Raw genomic sequence first — 17,630 nt, forward strand, 5'->3', positions numbered from 1 at the left:
CTAACAAAAGGAGTTTACGCTCCGAAAAGTGTCATCCTCCACGCGGCGTTGCTGCTTCAGGGTTTCCCCCATTGAGCAATATTCCCTACTGCTGCCTCCCGTAGGAGTCTGGACCGTGTCTCAGTTCCAGTGTGACTGATCATCCTCTCAGACCAGTTACGCGTCATAGCCTTGGTAAGCCGTTACCTTACCAACTAGCTGATACGATATAGCCCTATCCATTACCGAAAAACTTTCCCGTACCTACTTGTATAGATACGGAGTATAAGGTATTAGCAGTCGTTTCCAACTGTTGTCCCTTAGTAATGGGCAAGTTAGCTATATATTACTCACCCGTGCGCCACTAAGATTAAATAGCAAGCTACTTAATCTCCGTTCGACTTGCATGTATTAGGCACGCCGCCAGCGTTCACTCTGAGCCAGGATCAAACTCTCCATATTAACCTTCTTTAGCGCAAAGCAAAGCTTTGCTAAGAAGCCTCTGCTTGCAGCTGCGAGTGCAACGAAGCAGAGCGCTAAAGACTAAGATTGCTTACGCAATCCAAATTAGCGTTTAGCTAAATCAAATTTAATTGATTTAGAATTTATATGAAGTTTTAATCAAAAAACTTTAATTTTATTAATTAGTTTTATCTCTTATCTACTTTCCAAGGAAAGCCTGATAAAAGATTGGCTCAATCGATCACTTGTTTAGATTTCAAAGATTGACTAATTAGTTTAACAGTGTTAAATTAAAAAACATAATTTAAGAGTTAGTTTCAAAAACTCTCAAAAATTAGAGAATTGTTTATTTAACTCAAAATTAAAACTTACGATATTAAAAGAAAAGGCTTTATTAACGTGAAAGTTAAAGGTGGTTTCTCAATTCGTGAGCTGGAATTATACAAGCAATATACTTAAAAGAAGCTGAAGAAATGAACCAAAATTGTATAATTTTTAAATTTATGGACGATTTAAAAAGTAACCTGCAAAAAGCCAGTTTCTGGTGTTATGGTTATAGTTGCGGTTCTTCGCGCCGTAGTCAAAACTATTTGACAGTTTTGTCCATTGTAAACCAACCTATTATAACCCCTAGTTGCACCACCGCCATTAGGAGTACTTACACTTCTCATAGGTCTTCCAAATTCATCAAAAGATAAAGTCTGCAAGCCGGCCTGTCCACATACACCGCGAAATTGAATATTAGTTATTCCAAAATTTGTCGTCAAATTATATTTATTGCTAACATTTGCGCAATCAGCATTCGTGATACCAGCCCATCCTGAACTCATAAATCTATTCGGATCCAATGGATCTCTCGCAACTTCGTTTGCCGAATTTAAATTACCCGTTGTAGCTCCATCATCATGATATACGCTATATCTCCATTCGTTTGCACCTCCGCAAAATGCAGCCTGAGTAAAAGTTATACTCCATCTCTTTCTAAACCAGTTGGCATCAGTAGGGTCAAATTTACTATCCTGCATCGCTAGGTGCTGAGTATAGCGGATATGCGACATCACTTGATCGGCGGCTTCGGCGATATGATCATCGTTTATTCTCGGTAGCGCAGCGGCGGCTATTATTCCTATTACCACGATCACAACGACAAGCTCTAGCATAGTAAAAGCTTTTTTCATCAAATTTATCCTCTAATCATCTTTTATAATCTTAAAATTTGCGATTTTTACGCCGAATTTATAGACCGCTATATTACCATAATTATCTTTCTGGTCCAAAATTGCTAGCTGCAAATTTGCGTCCGGTCGCGTATCTATGCCGTAAAATTTAAGTCTCAAGGCTAGCTTTTTATCGTCCGTGAAAATTTTTTCTACGCCCTCATTTTTTAGCTCTTTTGCAAGCTCTTTTGCTACGTGATATCTGTAAACAAAATGCTTGGTCGGATCTTTTAGCACGCCGTAAAGCGTTTCGTTAAAAAGCACAAACAAAAATCCCGCAAGCAAAGAAACCACGGCAAATGAAGCTAAAATTTTATACCCGCGTCTAAACATCGGCAATCTCACGCGGTACGAGCTAAAAAATACCCGAACCAAAATCGGCACCGAAATAACGCAAAAAGGTAAGTAGTTTTCGAGCTCAAGCCGCTGTCTGATCGACAAAAACAAGCAAAACAAAAATGCAGTTATGGAAACGAACCAGAGCAAATTTTTGGTCTCTTTTATCCAAATTCTATACATAGCATAGACGAAATAGACGAAAACAAAAGGCGAAAACGCGGCTGCAAAAATACTCACGGTGTCAAGCAGATGGCCTCTTGGTTTACCGCCCGAGTTAAATCCGTAAAGATAAAAACAAAGCGCTAAAAGTAGCGCCGCCACCCACGCCATCTTAGCGTCGCGCCTATAAACGCCGAATGCAAAAATAGCCGAAAAATAAACCAAAAATGCGCCGCTAATAAAAGGCAATACGCACAAAAGCGCGTAAAAAGCGAGCATTTTGCGTAGTTGATAGAGATAAATGCTCAAAAGCGAGAGCGCGATTATGATGCCGGCATCGTTTACCAAGATCGCCGACGCCATCGTCGCAGGAAGCAGTATAAACACGACCGCGCTTACTACTCGGTCAAATTTGCGTTTTAAAATTTGCTTTGATACCTTGTAGAGTAGCGCGACACTAAAAATGTGGCAAATAACAAAAGGAAGGCGCAAAGCATAGTCGTTTTGCCCGAAAATCTCAACCGAAGCTCTAGCCAAAACGGCTGAAATTTTAGGCGAGTTATAAAACGCATCCGCCTCGTAGTAGCTAATGCTAAGCGTGCTAATCGCGTACGACAAAAAGCAAAAATCGATAAGGCAGATGATAAAAAGTAAAAACGTTTCCGAGCGCAACATGGCTAAAATTTGGGCTTAAATTTGCTCTTCCCAGAAAAACTCTATCCACTCATGCGCCTCTCTTACCGTAAAATCAGGCAACAAAAGAGCTTTGCGTTTATAAAAGATAGTCGCGATCTTTAGCTCGATATGCGGGAAGCGCTTTAAAAGCTCTTGCTTGATAGCTATCATGCTCTCGCCCGTATCGATCATATCGTCCACTATCAAAATTTTATTAAATTTAGATAAGTCAGGGATGTTAAATACATCGATAGTGTCGAGCTTTTGAGTCTCTTCGTAGTGGATTGAGTTTAGCGTAAAAAGATTGCGGTTATTTAGCAAGCTCGCCAAAAAATGCCCCAAAGTAAGCCCGCCGCGGGCGATTGCCAAAATCACCTCGGGCTCGAAATTTGCTTTGATATCTCGCACCATTACTTTTACGTCTTTGTGAAATTCCTCAAACGGATACTTCAGCATATTCTCTCCTTAATGCACTAAAAATACTATGAAACTAATGAGCGCAAGCACTATAACGCCGATATTTACATACTCCCACTCGCGCCTCATGATACGAACCAGCAGATACGCCATAAATCCAAACGAAAGTCCCGTCGTGATTGAGTATGTAAGCGGCATCAAAATAACTATCAAAAACGTCGAGATAGCGATGGCCGGATCTTTAAAATTTATATTTCCAAGCTCGCTAAACATCAGCACGCCCACCATCACCAGTATCGGATATATCGCGTTTGAAGGGATAGCTTTAAAAAGCGGCAGCATAAAAATCGTAAGCACGAAAAATAGTCCGCAAAATACCGCCGTTAGTCCCGTCTTGCCGCCCTCTTCTACGCCGCTAGCGCTCTCGGCAAACGACGTCGTCGTACTAACGCCTACTAATGAGCCGGCTACCGTAGCTACCGCGTCGGCTTCGAGGGTTTTTTCTAGTTTTTCGACGCCTTTTTGATTGCTCTCGTCAAAGATTCCCGCTCTATTTCCCACGCCAGCTAGCGTGCCGATAGAGTCGAAAAGATCGGTCACGAAAAAGGTAACGATCACCGGTAGCAGCGCAAAAGATAACGCGCCCATGATGTCAAGCTCTAAAAATATCGGCGATATCGAAGCCGGTAGCGAGATAAACTCCTTCGGATACGGCGCGATACCAAAAATCCAAGCGACCACCGAGGTCGTAAATACCGCGATGATGAATGCGCCCTTAACCTTCCACGCCCAAAAAAGTATAACAAAAAATAGTCCCACAAAGCCCAAAATAACGTTTGGATCTTTTAAATTTCCAAGTCCAACCAGCACGGCGTCATTATTTACGACTACGCCCATCTGCTGAAGTCCGACAAAGGCGATAAACGCACCAATGCCAGCGCTTATCGAGCGTCTGACGTCATCGGGGATGGACTTTAGGACCCAGATTCTAAAATTCGTAAAAGATAGCACGACGAAAATTATACCCGAGATGAAAACCACGCCCAGAGCCGTCTGCCACGGTATCTGCATACCAAGCACGAGGCCAAATGTAAAATACGCGTTTAGCCCCATTCCCACGCTCATAGCCACAGGCGTGTTCGCCCATATGCCGTTTAGCACGGTAGCGATTACCGTTATAAGCGCCGTAGCCGTGATGAGCGCATCCATCGGCATGCCGGTTTTGCTCATGATTATCGCGTTTACCGGCACAATATACATCATCGTTAAAAAGGTCGTGAGTCCCGCGCTAAACTCGGTTTTTACGCTAGTGCCGTTTTGCTTGAGTTTAAAAAAATCCAACTTCGCCCCCTTAGTTATCGTAAATTTTTAGTTCGTTATACAAGCTATCTCGCTCGACGGGGATAAAACCCGACGTCTGAATGAGATCGGTAAAATTTCTAAGACTCATACCGCTTGCCGATTTCGCACCGGCCGCGCTTTGGATGCTCTCTTTTTCTATCGTGCCGTCTAGATCGTCGGCGCCGAATTCCTGCGCGACCATGGCTAAATTTATCGTCGAGGTCGCCCAGTATGCCTTGATGTGCGCTACGTTATCGAGCACAAGGCGCGATATCGCAAATGTCTTTAAAATTTCGGCCGAGCCGGGATAGTTTTCCACTTTTAGATAGTTATTGTCGCGCTGATAAACAAGCGGGATAAAGGCGTTAAATCCGCCCGTCTTGTCCTGTAAACCTCGAATCCGCAGCATATGATCGATGCGGTTTTGTCTGCTTTCTACGTGGCCAAACAGCATCGTAGCATTACTTTCTCTGCCTTTTTCGTGCCAAAGGTGGTGGATTTTGAGCCAGTTTTCCGAGCTCACCTTGCCTTTGCAGATTTTACGCCTAACCTCTTCGTCAAAGATCTCCGCTCCGCCGCCAGGCATGCTATCCACGCCGTATTCGAGCATTTTATCCACGACTTCTTCGTAGCTAAGTCCGTGTTTTCGCGAGAGGAAATCAACCTCCGCCGCAGTTAGAGCTTTGACGTGGATTTGCGGATATTTTTCCTTGATTTTTTTAAAAATTTCCAAATACCACTGCCACGACGTCTCAGGGTTGTGCGCCGAGACGATATGTATCTCTTTTGCGCCGCCGGCAACGCTTTTTTCGACGATTTTTAGTATTTCATCGTGGCTCATCGTATATGGGTTTGGATTTTTGCGGTTTGCGGAAAATGCGCAAAATTTACACACGTCCGCGCAGATATTGGTCGGGTTTATGTGGCGATTTACGTTAAAAAATACCTTTTTGCCGTGCAGTTTTCGCCGTTTGGCGTTTGCAAATTTACCCAGCGTAAAAAGGTCTAGGTCGTACAAGCCTGCGCATTCGTCCGCGTCCAGACGCTCGCCACTTTGGAGTTTGTCTATTAAATTTGTCAAATTTTATTCCGAAAATAGATATTAAACGGCGATTATATGTTAAAAAAGCTTTGTTTTTGCAAAATTTTAGTATCATCGGATAAAATTTACACAAAAAGACGGCGGTAAAAAAGTGGCTTTAAAAGGAAATTTAAGCGGCGTTTTGGGCGGCGCAAATTTGGCCTCGCAGCTAAAAAAGCTTCAGGGCAAGGGCTTTGCAAATTTCATCGCAAAGCAAAGCGACGAGCTGATAAAAGCTCTGTGCACGCGGGTTTTGGACGAGATTTTTGCAGACTTTAACCCAGATGTAGATTTTATACCATTTTGCGTCATTGCTACCGAAAAATACGCAGACAGCCTCATCTCTACAAGCTCGGTTTTAGAGATTTTAATCGTCTTTAAAGAAAACGCGGGCTTTAACGTCAAATTTATCCTAAAAAAGCTAGTTGCCGCGCTGGAGGGCTCAAATTTAAAGCTAAATATTAAAATTTGCGAGCTGGACGAGATTTTCGAATCGCACAAAAACGATCACAAAGCAAAGGCCGCGTTTAGCCGCATCCGCTATATCTGCGGCTCGCGTACGCTCTACAAGGCCGCGCGCTCGGAGATTTATAAAACGCGCGAGTTTAACGCGCAAGAAAATCTCAAATTTTACGCCAAAAATCTAGGCGCTTTTAACGATATCCCAAACATAAAGCAAGAGCCCGATCTTAAAAACGATCTAGGCGGTACGAACGACATATACTATCTAAACTGCGCTCTAAACGGCTTTGAAAACGAGATCAGCATGCGCTCGCAGGCTCTAAAATTTATCGACGAAAAGGAGCTTAGCGCGCTAAATTTGGCGACTGATTTTATCCTCTGCGTAAAATCGGCGCAAAATTTAACCCTAGGCTCGGACGTTTTTGCTCCCGCAAAGCTAAACGAGATCACCGCACTCATGCAAACCAAGTCCAAAAAAACGCAAGAAAATAGCAGCGTCATCTCGCAAAAGCTCTTTTCCTGCATGCACTCGGTCGCCGTTTTTTCGCGCTACCTGGTTTCTAGCTTTTATAGGAGTAAATTTACAAGCGGGGCTAAATTTAGCCAGCTGCGAACTGCGCGGCTAAAAAACGGATTTTATAGGTTTGAAAATACGATTTATGTCCCGCTACACGTCCGCGCTAGGCCGCTAAATGCAGTGCTAAAACAGCTTTTGGCTCTCGGCGATGCGGAGTATAAATTTGACGTCGGAACGATCTTTTACCTAAAACGCGCGCAAATCAGCAAAGAGGACGCCGAGGATTCGCTCGCGCTTTTTAGAAAAATTTTGATGCGAAACCACGCTTACTGCATCATCAAAGCGCTTTTGGACGCGGAGATTTTGCCCGTTTTGGTTAAGCCGCTCGAGCACGCCGTAAATTTGGCCGAATTTGACGGCTATCATAAATTTAGCGTCGGCGAGCACTGCGTTTTAAGCGTCAAATTTGCCGAAAATATCAAAGATAAATTCGTAAAATCGCTCTACGACGAGCTTTGTGTCGAGGGGCGCACGCTGCTAAAGCTAGCATTGCTCCTGCATGACGCGGGCAAGGGGCTAGGCGGCGATCACTCGGTCGTGGGCTCAAATATCTTTCGCGCCTACGCCGCAAAGCTAAATTTGAGCGCAAAGGCCGTAAATATCGGCGTTACGCTCGTGCGCTACCACACGCTGATGAACGACGTGGCAAACCGCGAGGACATCTACGATCAGCGCACGATTTTTAGCTTTATCTCAAAACTAGGCGATCCGCAAACACTAAAACTTTCCTATATCGTCGCTTACTGCGTGATAAACGCGACTGACGAAAAGCTCTATACGCCCTATCTGGCGCGACTTTTGCGCGAGCTTTACGGCATTTGTTTGCAAAGCTTTGAGGATGAAAATCTGCTTGATGAGGCTTCAAGGCGCGTAAAAAAGGAGCTTAGCATCAGGCGAAACGCTAAATTTGCGGCTTTAAGCGAAAATTTGAAAGAAAAAATTTTCGCCATCCGCTCAAATTTGCTCTTTGCCAAATACCAACCAGCAGATATCATCGCTATCGCCTGGGCCGCGCAAAGTGCGGATAAACTAAGCGTGCAAGTACAAAATCACCAAAGCTTAAGCATCGAAATTTACGCGCAAAACTATCCGAATTTAGCCGTTTTGCTCTCGGCTCTGGCGCATCTTGATCTTGGATTTATGGAGATTTTCGAGCTGTTTGATGGTAAATTTTACGTCAAGCTCGAGTTTAACAAAAACGTAAAATCAAGCGAGCTAGAAACCCTAAAAAACCTCATCGAGATCTCACTAAAAAGTGGCGCCTCAGCGCAGATAAATCGCCCGATAATACTAAAAGGCGAGCTAAATTTCGACGCGAACCACTCGCAAGAGTACGCAAAGCTGGGCATAAACGCGAAAGATCAGCGCGGACTGATGGCTTACGTATTGGGAGTTTTTAAGGAATTTGATGTAAAAATAGCCAACGCTAGAATCCAAACCGTAAAAAACAGGACGCGAAATTTGCTACTTATCGAAAAGCGCGAGGGCGTGGATTTGGGCGAAATTTTAAAATTATTAGAAAGCGAGTAAACATGTGCGGAATCGTCGGTTACGTCGGCAATAGAGAAAAAAGAGAGTTTATTTTAAACGGATTAAAAGAGCTTGAGTATCGCGGCTACGACAGCGCAGGCATGGCGGTGATGAGTCTAGATGGCGGTTGCGATAAATGCGCGCAAGAAATCGCCTTTTTCAAAGCCACAGGCAAGCTTGAAAATTTAGCCAAAAAATCAGAGGGCTTTAGCTCTAGCGGCGAAGGCGTCGCGATCGGACACACGCGCTGGGCTACGCACGGCAAACCAACCGAGATCAACGCTCACCCGCACCTAGGCGAGCACTCGTTCGTCGTTCATAACGGCATCATCGAAAACTACAAAGAGCTAAAAGAGGAGCTTGAGGCAAAGGGCGTTAGCTTCCTTAGCCAAACCGACACCGAAGTCATCGTGCACCTTTTTGAGGAAAATTTAAAAACTATCGGCGAGCCGTTTAGAGCATACGAAGCGACGGTAGCGCGCCTGCACGGTGCTTACGCGACGCTGCTAATCACCAAAACGGCTCCGGGCAAAATTTTCTTCGCCAAGGACGCCGCGCCGCTAGCCATCGGCAAAAGCGAAGGCAAAGAGGTCTTTTTCGCCTCTTCAGACGCCCCGCTAATCGGCCTAGCCAAAGAGGTGTGTTACCTGGACGATAAAAGCTACGGGTTTGTAAGCATTGACGAGATCGCGGTTTTTAAAGACGCAAAAAAACTAAGCCCGAGCTTTTCCGCGCTGCCAGCAGATAAAAGCTACGCGCAAAAAGAGGGCTATAGATTTTTTATGGAAAAAGAGATCTACGAACAAAGCGCGGTAGTGAGCGAAACGCTAATGGGACGCGTCAAAGAGGATGCAGTAGGTCTTGAAAATTTGACAGACGAGTATCTACGCAATATCGATGATATCGTGATCTGCGCATGCGGCACGAGCTATCACGCAGCCCTTACGTCTAGCTATCTTTTTGAGCGGCTAGCAGACACGAGAGCCAAGGTCGAGATCGCAAGCGAATTTCGCTATAGACGCCCAAAACTAAACAAAAACGCTCTTTTTATCGTCATCTCGCAAAGCGGCGAAACCGCCGATACCCTAGAAGCGCTAAAAATCGCCAAGCAAGCAGGACTAAAGACGCTAGCTATCTGCAACGTCGATAACTCCTCGATCGTGCGATTAGCTGACGACACGCTGCTAACTCGCGCCGGCATCGAAAAGGGCGTAGCCAGCACCAAAGCCTTCGCCACGCAGGTCGTGACGCTATGGATGCTAACGCTGCAAATCGCGCAGGCTAAAGCCTCGATAAGCAAAGACGAGCTAAAAAACGAGATCGCGGCGCTCCTGCACGTTCCGCAAATTTTAAACATCAGCAAAGAACCGCAAGAGCGCATCCGACGCCTAGCAAAGCACTATTTGCACGGCCACGGCTTCTTTTTCATCGGGCGCGATATATTTTATCCGCTTGCGCTAGAAGGCGCGCTAAAGCTCAAAGAGATCTCCTATCTGCACGCCGAGGGCTATCCAGCTGGCGAGATGAAGCACGGCCCTATCGCGCTTGCCGACGAGAGACTCTTTACGATCGCACTGATGCCGCAAACCGTCCTCTACGAAAAAACCAAAAGCAACGTCGAGGAGCTCGCCGCTCGCGACGCCTACATACTTGCTATCAGCCCCGAGGAGTTCGAGCTTAGCGACGATTTTATCAAAACGAGCAAGCAAACTCATCCAATGAGCGAGTTTTTCGAGATGATGATCATCCTGCAGCTTTTTGCGCTGGAAATCGCCGTGAGGCTAGGCAACGACGTGGATATGCCGAGAAATCTCGCTAAAAGCGTGACCGTAGAGTAAATTTAATAGGCGAAATTTGACGGGCGACGACGCTAAATTTCGCTTTTAAACCTATCCAGCAAATTTGGGCGATATAAATTTACTCGCCCAAATTTCTACCGATTTTTATTTATTATTTTTAAACTTACCTATACGCAAATTTATTATCACTCGGGAACATCATGCAAAATTTAAACGAAAAATACGAAATTTATCAAAAAAGGCTAGCTAAAAAGGCAAGTCGCCTCACGTCGCTGATGAACGACGCAAAATGGCTCAAGCTTTGCGAAATTTTAGAGGCCTCGGGTTGCAAGGGCTTACGCACAAAACTGCTTTCAAGCGACGAGGAGATCGTACTCGTTTGCGGCTTTGGGTGCCTACAGGATGGGTATTTTGACTGCGCCAACGGAGCTATCTTGTTTAAAGACTTGTACTGGGTTTTCGTGCCTAAATTTTACGAGCAAACGCGTATGAACAAAACCGAAAAGCTCGCCTCAAATTTTATCCCAAATCCGCTTGAAGCGGTGCTGGACGCCATGACAAAGGCAGGCAAATTTGACTACGAAATAGACGAAATCGGGCTAAAAATTTACGGATATAGATAAATTTGGCGCAGGCAAACGAAGTCAAATTTAAAGCCGCGCTTGCTCGCCAAATGCAGCGAAATTTGATAAAATTTGATGAAATTTAAACTCAAGGAGCAAATATGGGCGCTCATCTATGCCCAAAATGCGGCGAAAACACGATCTATTTCGACGGCATCTGCCACTCGTGCAGCCAAAGGCAGAGGCGGGATGAAATTTTAAACCTAAGCGCCGACGAAGTAGAAGCGATGATCTTAAAAATCGCGGAGCGAATCGATGAGATCGAAAAATGGGATGAGATCTGCAATGATTTTTGGGCGCTTTTTAGCCTGCTGGGCATCCACGATCCAAGAATCGCGAGAGCCGCAGCGGCAAAGGAAATCTACTATCCGCCAGAGCTCTACTTCGGCGCGCCGGACGATGTAAAAGACGCACTCATGACAAAACTAAACTCGCTAGAGGATAACTCCAAAAACGTGCTAAATCACCTACTTTGCGCGCTTGCGTGGCAGGGCGGCGAGCAGACGGCCGAGCTTTTTTACGAGCTGTATAAAAACCCGCGGCCGTGGCGTAAAAAGCTCTACGTGGGTACCGAATTTTACGCAAAAATCGGCGGCTGGGTGTTTGACGAGACGGGCGAGCGAAAATCTTTGGTTTTTGAAAAGTGCCTCACCGCGGTGCGCGTAAAAGATGGCAAAATCGCGAGCCAAGACGCAAATTTAAACTCAAACCAAAACGCGGATGAGTCCGTGCAAATCGGCGAGCCTACAGACCAAAAGTGCGAGTTTTGCGGCTGCGAGATGCTCGATATGCTACGCCTTAAGGCTGGCGAGCCGCGGCTTGCGTTTTTAAATTTAAAGCACGACGCGATATTTCGCTGCTGCCCGACCTGCGTCGGTTCGGTCGTTTACTTTTGCAAGAGAGGCGCAGACGGCGAGATAGAGCTAAGCTATAAAGGCGAAGGATTTACGGAGAGTTATTTTTCGCAAGAGGACATGGCGCGACTGTGCGGTATGAGATTTAAACTAGGCGACGAAGTGTCGCCCTTTTACGGCTGCTTTAGCGAGCTTGATACGACCGTGGGCGGCTATCCGCAGTGGGTGCAGGACGCCGAGTATCTACTCTGTCCTAGTTGCAGCGGGACGATGAAACATCTAGCGCAGATCCCATTTGGCGAGATGATACAAGGCGAGGGAGTCATATACGTGCAAATTTGCGAGAAATGCGAGGTTTTGGGCGGCTGTTTTCAGTGCACGTGAGGCGGACCAATTAGCTATAATGCGAGTAAAATTTGATTTAAGGAGAAAATATGGGGTTATTTGGTTTTGGTAAAAAAGCTGAAAAAGCGCAAATTCCAAGCACTTTTGCCGGCAGAGTGGATAAATTTTGGACGGAATTTAGCGGCGTGATAGATGAGATCAAGGCCGATTTGGCAGCGGAGGAGTTTGAAAAGGCGATGCGAAAGACCGACGAGAAGCTTCGTATCTGCCTTGCAGAGCCATATTTTATGACTGGGCTCGTAGGCGATAAGCTCGATCTGGTGCTAACTCCCGAGGGCATGAGGCACCGCCTATTTTGGCTAAGCTTCATCAAAAACGCTATGCCAAAACAGCTCGAGGACAGAATGCTCTGCACGCTCGGAAAGCCGCGTGCGCCGAGAGGTATCGGCGGGATCGAGATGTATGGTACCCGCGTAAACGCCGAGGAGTCGATGATCTACGCGCAGTTTAACGAAAGCGACGTGGATATCAAAATTTACAATGTAAATTTAGCCACTCTGCTCGCGCAGGACGATGGCAAGGCTTATAACCTTAGCTTTATCCTGCTTGACAATATGATCGGCGAAACGGCGATCATAAATACGCTAGGCGAGCTTGAGGTGCTAGCCGAACCCGAAGAAAACGGCGTGCCGCTAAGCGAATTCGCCGATCTGGTCGATGAGAAATTCGGCGAAAAAGCCGCTCGCGAACCGCTAAAGAATTTTTTTAGCTACGAAATGGAGCCGCGCGGAAGCGAGGTGCGCGAGGACGTGATCGTGGGCACCACCTGCCTAACGGCCATCGTAAATCAATACCTAAACGGCGAGCACGACATCTATAACGAAGCCTTCGAGCTTGGCATAAAATTTTGCTTTCTTAGCATCGGTAGCGGCGGCGACGTGCAGGCGGGCTTTGATCTGCGAAATAAGATCGAGGATGAGGAGCTAGAAAGCTGCGGCTCGTTTTTGGAGATAATCGGCGGCGCAACTGGGCAGAGGCACGCATACATCGATCTCATCTGCTATGACGAAGAAAGGCTTAAAGAAAAAGTAAGCGAGCTTTGCAAAAAATATGACGCAAATATCGAAATCCACGACTTTAAGCGGTAGCGGCCTCTGTTTTTGCGGCAGATAAATTTAAAATTTTGCGCCATCGCAGAAAATAAATTTTAAAACTCTACGCCGCCGCGTAAAATAAATTTAAAATTTGCCGCACCGCACGCTTTTCGTTCGGTTTTGTCGTTCCGCTGGTACGCGCTAAATTTGATCAAATTGCAAGCTTGCGGTGCAAATTATAGTGGCGCGATTTAGGATTTTGTTTATGCACGTGATTCGCTTGCAATGTAGATCAGCGTGGGCGTTTTTTATAAAATATACACACCGCTTGCAAATTTCACGCGCTGTACCTGTTCGCATACATAGGCTCGCTACGTAGAATTTTTATCGGCCACAATAATCTTCAGCGCGAGATTTGTTAAGATTTAAGCACCAACGCATAATTTGATAAAATTTTAGAAGCGGACACGCAATAAATTCCAAGAAAAAAACCAAGCACGAAAGAATTTCTAATGAAATTTTGCAAAACGCTCTTTGGTAGAATTTATAAAAATTATAAAGATTTGACTCGGACAAATTTTAAAATTCTATAAAAAGCGGGTTTTATCAAAATCTTGCCAAGCCATGAAATTTCAAGAAAATCCCATAGAATTTCGCAGAATTCCGATAAGTTTTTTGAAATTTTACTATAGCAGAATCCGATCCATCGCGCGCATTAGATTTAGCATTTGAGCATGTTCGAAAACGTCGTGCGTGCGGATGATCGCGGCGCCGTTTAAAGCCGCGATCTGGTGCAGATACAGCGAGCCTGCGAGCCTATCCTCGACCACGGAGGAGCTGTAAAAATCGATAACGCTCTTTCTGCTTGCGCCCACGAGCAGCGGACAGCCGAAGTGCAAGAAATGCTGCAAATTTTTAATCAGCACCAAATTTTGCTCGGCAGTCTTGCCAAAGCCGATGCCCACGTCAAGGATGATCTTTTTAAGTCCCACGCTTTGCAGCTGCTGCAAATTCTGCGCAAAAAACTCATCGATTTCGCCCATCAGATCGTCGTATTTGGGCGCAAGCTGCATATTTTGCGGATTTCCTTGCATGTGCATCAGCACGTAAGCGGCGTCGTAGCGAAGCGCAAGCGGGGCAAGAGCGAGGTTTGCGCTGATGTCGTTAATGATGCTAAAGCCCCGATCTAGCGCAAATTCCAAACAATACTCATCAAAGCTATCGAGGCTAAATTTAGCCCTTTCGTGCAGACGCAGGTGGTAAATTTCGCTCAGCACGTCCTTTATGCGCGCAAACTCCTCATCCCTGCCGCAGTACTGGCTGCCCGGGCGCGAGCTTACGCCGCCGATGTCGATGATAGCGGCGCCCTGCTCAATCATCTTTTCGATCTTATTGGTCGCCTCTTTTAAGCTTGCCGCACGGCTTGCGGGGTTGAAGCTATCGGAGTTGATGTTTACTACGCCCATTATTTCGCAGCTTTGCGGCTTAGCAAATTTCTCGCTTAGAAATTTCGCAAGCTCTTTTAGCCCGAAATCCTGCAGCGTTTCTTTCTGCGCCAAAGCCTCGATCTGGCGGTCATTTGCGATCAAAACCGCGTCCGTATCGTCGCGCCCCAGGATCACCCCTTCGTTGCACGCAAGCTCGGCGCCGATACTAAGGGCATCTTGTTTTAAAATATTCGCCGCGGGCGCTCGCAGATCTTTTAGATAGAAAAAGTTTAGCCGCGATTTTTTCTGCATTATCGCCCGTCCCGCATTTCGCACGCCGATACGCTCGCAAATCAGCGCAAAATCGGCCTCGTTTGAAATTTTATAAATTTTCATCTTTTCTCCTCGATCATCAAAAGTAGCGGAGTAAGCACGGCATGGGCTTTAGCGTTGTGCTCGGCAAGATAACTCAAGCGGTCAATCCGCTGCAGCTCATCGCCGCTTAGCCTGACGCCTGCTTCGAAGCATTCTAGCGCGATCTCGCCGATGAGCGCTTTTAGCGCCGTTTTATCCAGCTCGCCCTTGCGCTCCAGCGCGATCTGCGCGTCGATAAACTCCACCGCTTCCTTTAGGCTGAGCCTGGTTAAATTTAACCCGGTGCGGTATCTGGGCTTTCGCACGCAGAGATTTTGCACCACGAGGCGCGAGCGGATGGTAGGCAGCAGGGCGTTGATGAAAGGGGTGATCAGGAAAAACACCGTATTTTTAGGCGGCTCCTCTAAAATTTTAAGCAGAGCGTTTTGCGCCTCCTCGCCGAATTTCGTAGCGGCGATGACGATGATCTTATCCTCGCGCTCGGCGACGTAGGCTTCGTCGATGATCTTTCGCGCCTCGTCGATCTTAAGTTCAGTGCTTTCGAAAAACCTTAAATTTTTGCGTGGAATTTCGGCTAAAATTTTATCTTTAAAGCCCCCATAATCGCTGGTTAAAACGATCTGATTTATGATTTTCAAAGCACCACTTCGTCAAAAAGCACGGCGTCAATGCTTTTATCTAAAATTTTAAAAAGTTGGATCAGTTTGAGATCAAGGCTCGGATCGCTCTCGCTCATGTAGAAGCTGTTTTGCAGCCTCTCGTCGATGAGCCACAGATAGCTATCCTCGTGGCTTTTGGCGATTTTGGCTAGCGGATGGTTGCCGTTGCCGATGTAAAAATATATAAAGCCGTTGGCAAACGCGAGGCTTAGCATATCGTTTAGCAGCAGCGCGTCCTCAAGGCTATTTACGCCGCCACGGTAGAGCGAGCGCAAAGAAAAAAACGGTAGCAGCGGGCGTGAGTTGGTAGAGGAGTTGATCTTTTTGATGATGTATTCGCTAAACCAGCTTCGCTCATCGTCGCAGATGACGATGAAAGCAAAGCCGTCGTGGAGGAATTTTAGCTTTGATGCTAAAAGCGGCGTCCAGTCCTCCTTGCGATCCTCGAGCCACTCAAGTCCGGGCTCGGAGCGCATCGCCGTGACGCTCCAAGTGTGCAGATCCTGCATTATTTATCCAAATCGTAGGCTTTATGCAGCGCGCGCACGGCAAGCTCGCCGTATTTGGCCTCTACGATCATCGAAATTTTAATCTCGCTCGTGGAGATCATCTGGATATTTATCCCTTCGTCCGCGAGCGTCTTAAACGCCTTGCTGGCTATGCCGCTGTGGCTTTTCATACCTACTCCGACCAAAGAAACCTTTACAATATCGGCATCCGATTCGATGATGGAATTCGGATTTGGATTTACCTCTTTCATTACCCTATAGGCCGTCTCTAGCTCGTTTTGCGGCACGGTAAAGCCCAAATTCGTCTCGCCGTTTCGTCCGATATTTTGCACGATCATATCGACGTTGATCTCCTTACTTGCAAGCGCGGAGAAAATTTCAGCCGCGACGCCGGGGCGGTCCTCTACGTTTCTAATTGTAATTCTTGCTTGATTTTTATCCAGTGCAATGCCGCTAATTACCGCATCTTCCATCTTTTCTTCTCCTGTTATGAGTGTTCCTTCATGATCGTTAAAACTGCTTCGCGTCACCAAATTTACGTTTAATTTTTTCGCAAGCTCGACGCTTCGATTTTGCAAAACCTTCGCTCCCAAGCTCGCAAGCTCAAGCATCTCGTCGTAACTGATGCGATCAAGCTTCTTAGCCTTTGGCTCGATGCGCGGATCGGTCGTATATACGCCGTCTACGTCGGTGTAAATTTCGCACAGATCGGCATTCAGCGCTCCTGCAACGGCGACTGCGCTAAGATCGCTTCCGCCTCGCCCGAGCGTAGTTACTTCGCCTGCGGTACTAATGCCCTGAAAGCCCGCGACGACGACTATTTTGCCCTGCTTTAGCGCCTCTTGCATACTTTTTGGATCGATAGAGACGATGCGAGCTTTGGTGTGAAAATTATCCGTCACGATGCCCGCGCCTCGCCCGCTAAATGCGATCGCAGCATAGCCCTTAGCATTTAGCGCGATAGCTAAAAGTGCGCTGGTGACGCGCTCGCCCGAGCTTAGCAGCACGTCCATCTCTCTGCCTACGGGAGTTTTAGTAAAAAATTCCGCCTGCTCGATGAGCTGATTGGTAACGCCGCTCATCGCAGATACGATTACCGCGACATCGTGTCCTTCGTTTTTAGTCTTTATCACGCGCTGCGCGACCGCCTCGATCCGCTCTAGCGTACCGACGCTCGTACCGCCGTATTTTTGAACGATCAGCATTAAATGTAACCCTCCTCCTTAAAATATTTTAAAACCGTCGCGTAAATCGGCTTTTTGAAGTGATTTACGTGCCTTAAAACCTCATTCGCGCCTACGAATTTAAATGCGTCGAACTCCGGAAGTTTAGTATTGATGTTTATATCGGCTAAGCTTCGCAATCTCACCAAAAAATACCTTTGAATTTGCCCGTCGTATGGGTGCATCTTTTGAGCTACCCCATCGGGAAAGTCATAGCTGAGCCACTTCGGGCACTCAGCGATGATATCGACTTTGCTTGTTCCGATCTCCTCACCGAGCTCTCTGCGGATCGCCATCTTAGGCGTCTCACCATCATCGATACCGCCTTGAGGAAACTGCCAGGCGCCTTTGATGTCGCTTCGTTGCGCGATTAAAATTTCGCAATTAAACGGATACGAGGGCGAAAGTACGATTGCAGCGACATTTGGTCTGTAATTTTTCTCTTTTTCCATCTCGTTTTCTCACAAAAAATTTCTCAAAATT

15 protein-coding genes and 1 rRNA gene are annotated in these 17,630 nt (G+C 46.4%); 5 read left to right on the top strand and 11 right to left on the bottom strand.

The genetic code is table 11. The features are described from left to right. The 6 genes from Q0224_RS09365 to mqnE form a co-directional block, all read right to left on the bottom strand. A 16S ribosomal RNA gene (locus tag Q0224_RS09365) occupies window positions 1-441 on the bottom strand; the annotation flags it as partial. Between the two features lie 512 nt (window positions 442-953). Beyond that, the gene (locus Q0224_RS09370; RefSeq protein WP_297950846.1) at window positions 954-1,619 is read right to left on the bottom strand and encodes a prepilin-type N-terminal cleavage/methylation domain-containing protein; all 666 of its coding nucleotides are present in this window, start codon (window positions 1,617-1,619) and stop codon (window positions 954-956) included. Window positions 1,620-1,631: 12 nt separating this feature from the next. Beyond that, a complete protein-coding gene (locus tag Q0224_RS09375; protein WP_297950847.1) occupies window positions 1,632-2,831 on the bottom strand; it encodes a glycosyltransferase family 39 protein in 1,200 nt (399 codons plus the stop codon). A 15-nt stretch (window positions 2,832-2,846) separates the two neighbouring features. Beyond that, entirely contained in the window at window positions 2,847-3,287 is a 441-nt protein-coding gene (locus Q0224_RS09380; RefSeq protein ID WP_297950848.1) for a phosphoribosyltransferase, read from the bottom strand. 9 nt (window positions 3,288-3,296) lie between these two features. After that, window positions 3,297-4,589 (bottom strand): NCS2 family permease, encoded by a 1,293-nt coding sequence (locus Q0224_RS09385; RefSeq protein WP_297950850.1) that lies wholly within the window; start codon window positions 4,587-4,589, stop codon window positions 3,297-3,299. 10 nt (window positions 4,590-4,599) lie between these two features. Then, window positions 4,600-5,670 (bottom strand): aminofutalosine synthase MqnE, encoded by a 1,071-nt coding sequence (mqnE, locus tag Q0224_RS09390; protein WP_297950852.1) that lies wholly within the window; start codon window positions 5,668-5,670, stop codon window positions 4,600-4,602. Between the two features lie 112 nt (window positions 5,671-5,782). Between mqnE and Q0224_RS09395 the strand changes: the two genes are divergently transcribed. The 5 genes from Q0224_RS09395 (at window position 5,783) to Q0224_RS09415 (ending at window position 13,008) form a co-directional block, all read left to right on the top strand. Beyond that, window positions 5,783-8,239 (top strand): HD domain-containing protein, encoded by a 2,457-nt coding sequence (locus Q0224_RS09395; RefSeq protein ID WP_297950854.1) that lies wholly within the window; start codon window positions 5,783-5,785, stop codon window positions 8,237-8,239. A gap of 2 nt (window positions 8,240-8,241) precedes the next feature. Then, complete coding sequence (gene glmS, locus Q0224_RS09400; protein ID WP_297950856.1) at window positions 8,242-10,077, top strand: glutamine--fructose-6-phosphate transaminase (isomerizing); 1,836 nt, start codon at window positions 8,242-8,244, stop codon at window positions 10,075-10,077. A gap of 161 nt (window positions 10,078-10,238) precedes the next feature. Then, window positions 10,239-10,661: a hypothetical protein gene (locus Q0224_RS09405; RefSeq protein ID WP_297950858.1), complete on the top strand. Its 423-nt coding sequence runs from the start codon at window positions 10,239-10,241 to the stop codon at window positions 10,659-10,661. Between the two features lie 101 nt (window positions 10,662-10,762). Beyond that, entirely contained in the window at window positions 10,763-11,899 is a 1,137-nt protein-coding gene (locus Q0224_RS09410; RefSeq protein WP_297950860.1) for a cytochrome C, read from the top strand. A 50-nt stretch (window positions 11,900-11,949) separates the two neighbouring features. Further along, window positions 11,950-13,008 carry a hypothetical protein gene (locus Q0224_RS09415; protein WP_297950861.1) on the top strand — a complete coding sequence of 353 codons (1,059 nt, stop codon included), beginning with the start codon at window positions 11,950-11,952 and terminating at the stop codon, window positions 13,006-13,008. A 632-nt stretch (window positions 13,009-13,640) separates the two neighbouring features. On the opposite strand, the gene folP is transcribed toward Q0224_RS09415, so the two are convergent. From folP to Q0224_RS09440, 5 genes are read right to left on the bottom strand one after another with little or no spacing between them, the layout of a single operon-like run. Further along, window positions 13,641-14,777, bottom strand: a complete 1,137-nt coding sequence (folP, locus tag Q0224_RS09420; protein WP_297950862.1) for a dihydropteroate synthase — start codon at window positions 14,775-14,777, stop codon at window positions 13,641-13,643. Then, on the bottom strand, window positions 14,774-15,394 hold the full coding sequence (locus Q0224_RS09425) for a DNA polymerase III subunit delta' (RefSeq protein ID WP_297950863.1): 621 nt from the start codon (window positions 15,392-15,394) through the stop codon (window positions 14,774-14,776). Before Q0224_RS09425 ends, folP begins: the two co-directional genes overlap by 4 nt. Next, window positions 15,391-15,924, bottom strand: coding sequence for a HobA family DNA replication regulator (locus tag Q0224_RS09430; protein ID WP_005873254.1), 534 nt, complete (start codon window positions 15,922-15,924; stop codon window positions 15,391-15,393). Before Q0224_RS09430 ends, Q0224_RS09425 begins: the two co-directional genes overlap by 4 nt. Further along, the gene (locus Q0224_RS09435; protein WP_297880342.1) at window positions 15,924-17,129 is read right to left on the bottom strand and encodes an aspartate kinase; all 1,206 of its coding nucleotides are present in this window, start codon (window positions 17,127-17,129) and stop codon (window positions 15,924-15,926) included. Before Q0224_RS09435 ends, Q0224_RS09430 begins: the two co-directional genes overlap by 1 nt. Beyond that, window positions 17,129-17,599 carry an RNA pyrophosphohydrolase gene (locus tag Q0224_RS09440; RefSeq protein ID WP_297950865.1) on the bottom strand — a complete coding sequence of 157 codons (471 nt, stop codon included), beginning with the start codon at window positions 17,597-17,599 and terminating at the stop codon, window positions 17,129-17,131. The genes Q0224_RS09435 and Q0224_RS09440 overlap by 1 nt, the downstream gene beginning before the upstream one ends. Window positions 17,600-17,630 lie beyond the last annotated feature (31 nt).

The organism is uncultured Campylobacter sp. (genome assembly GCF_938002845.1).
GTDB lineage: Bacteria > Campylobacterota > Campylobacteria > Campylobacterales > Campylobacteraceae > Campylobacter_B.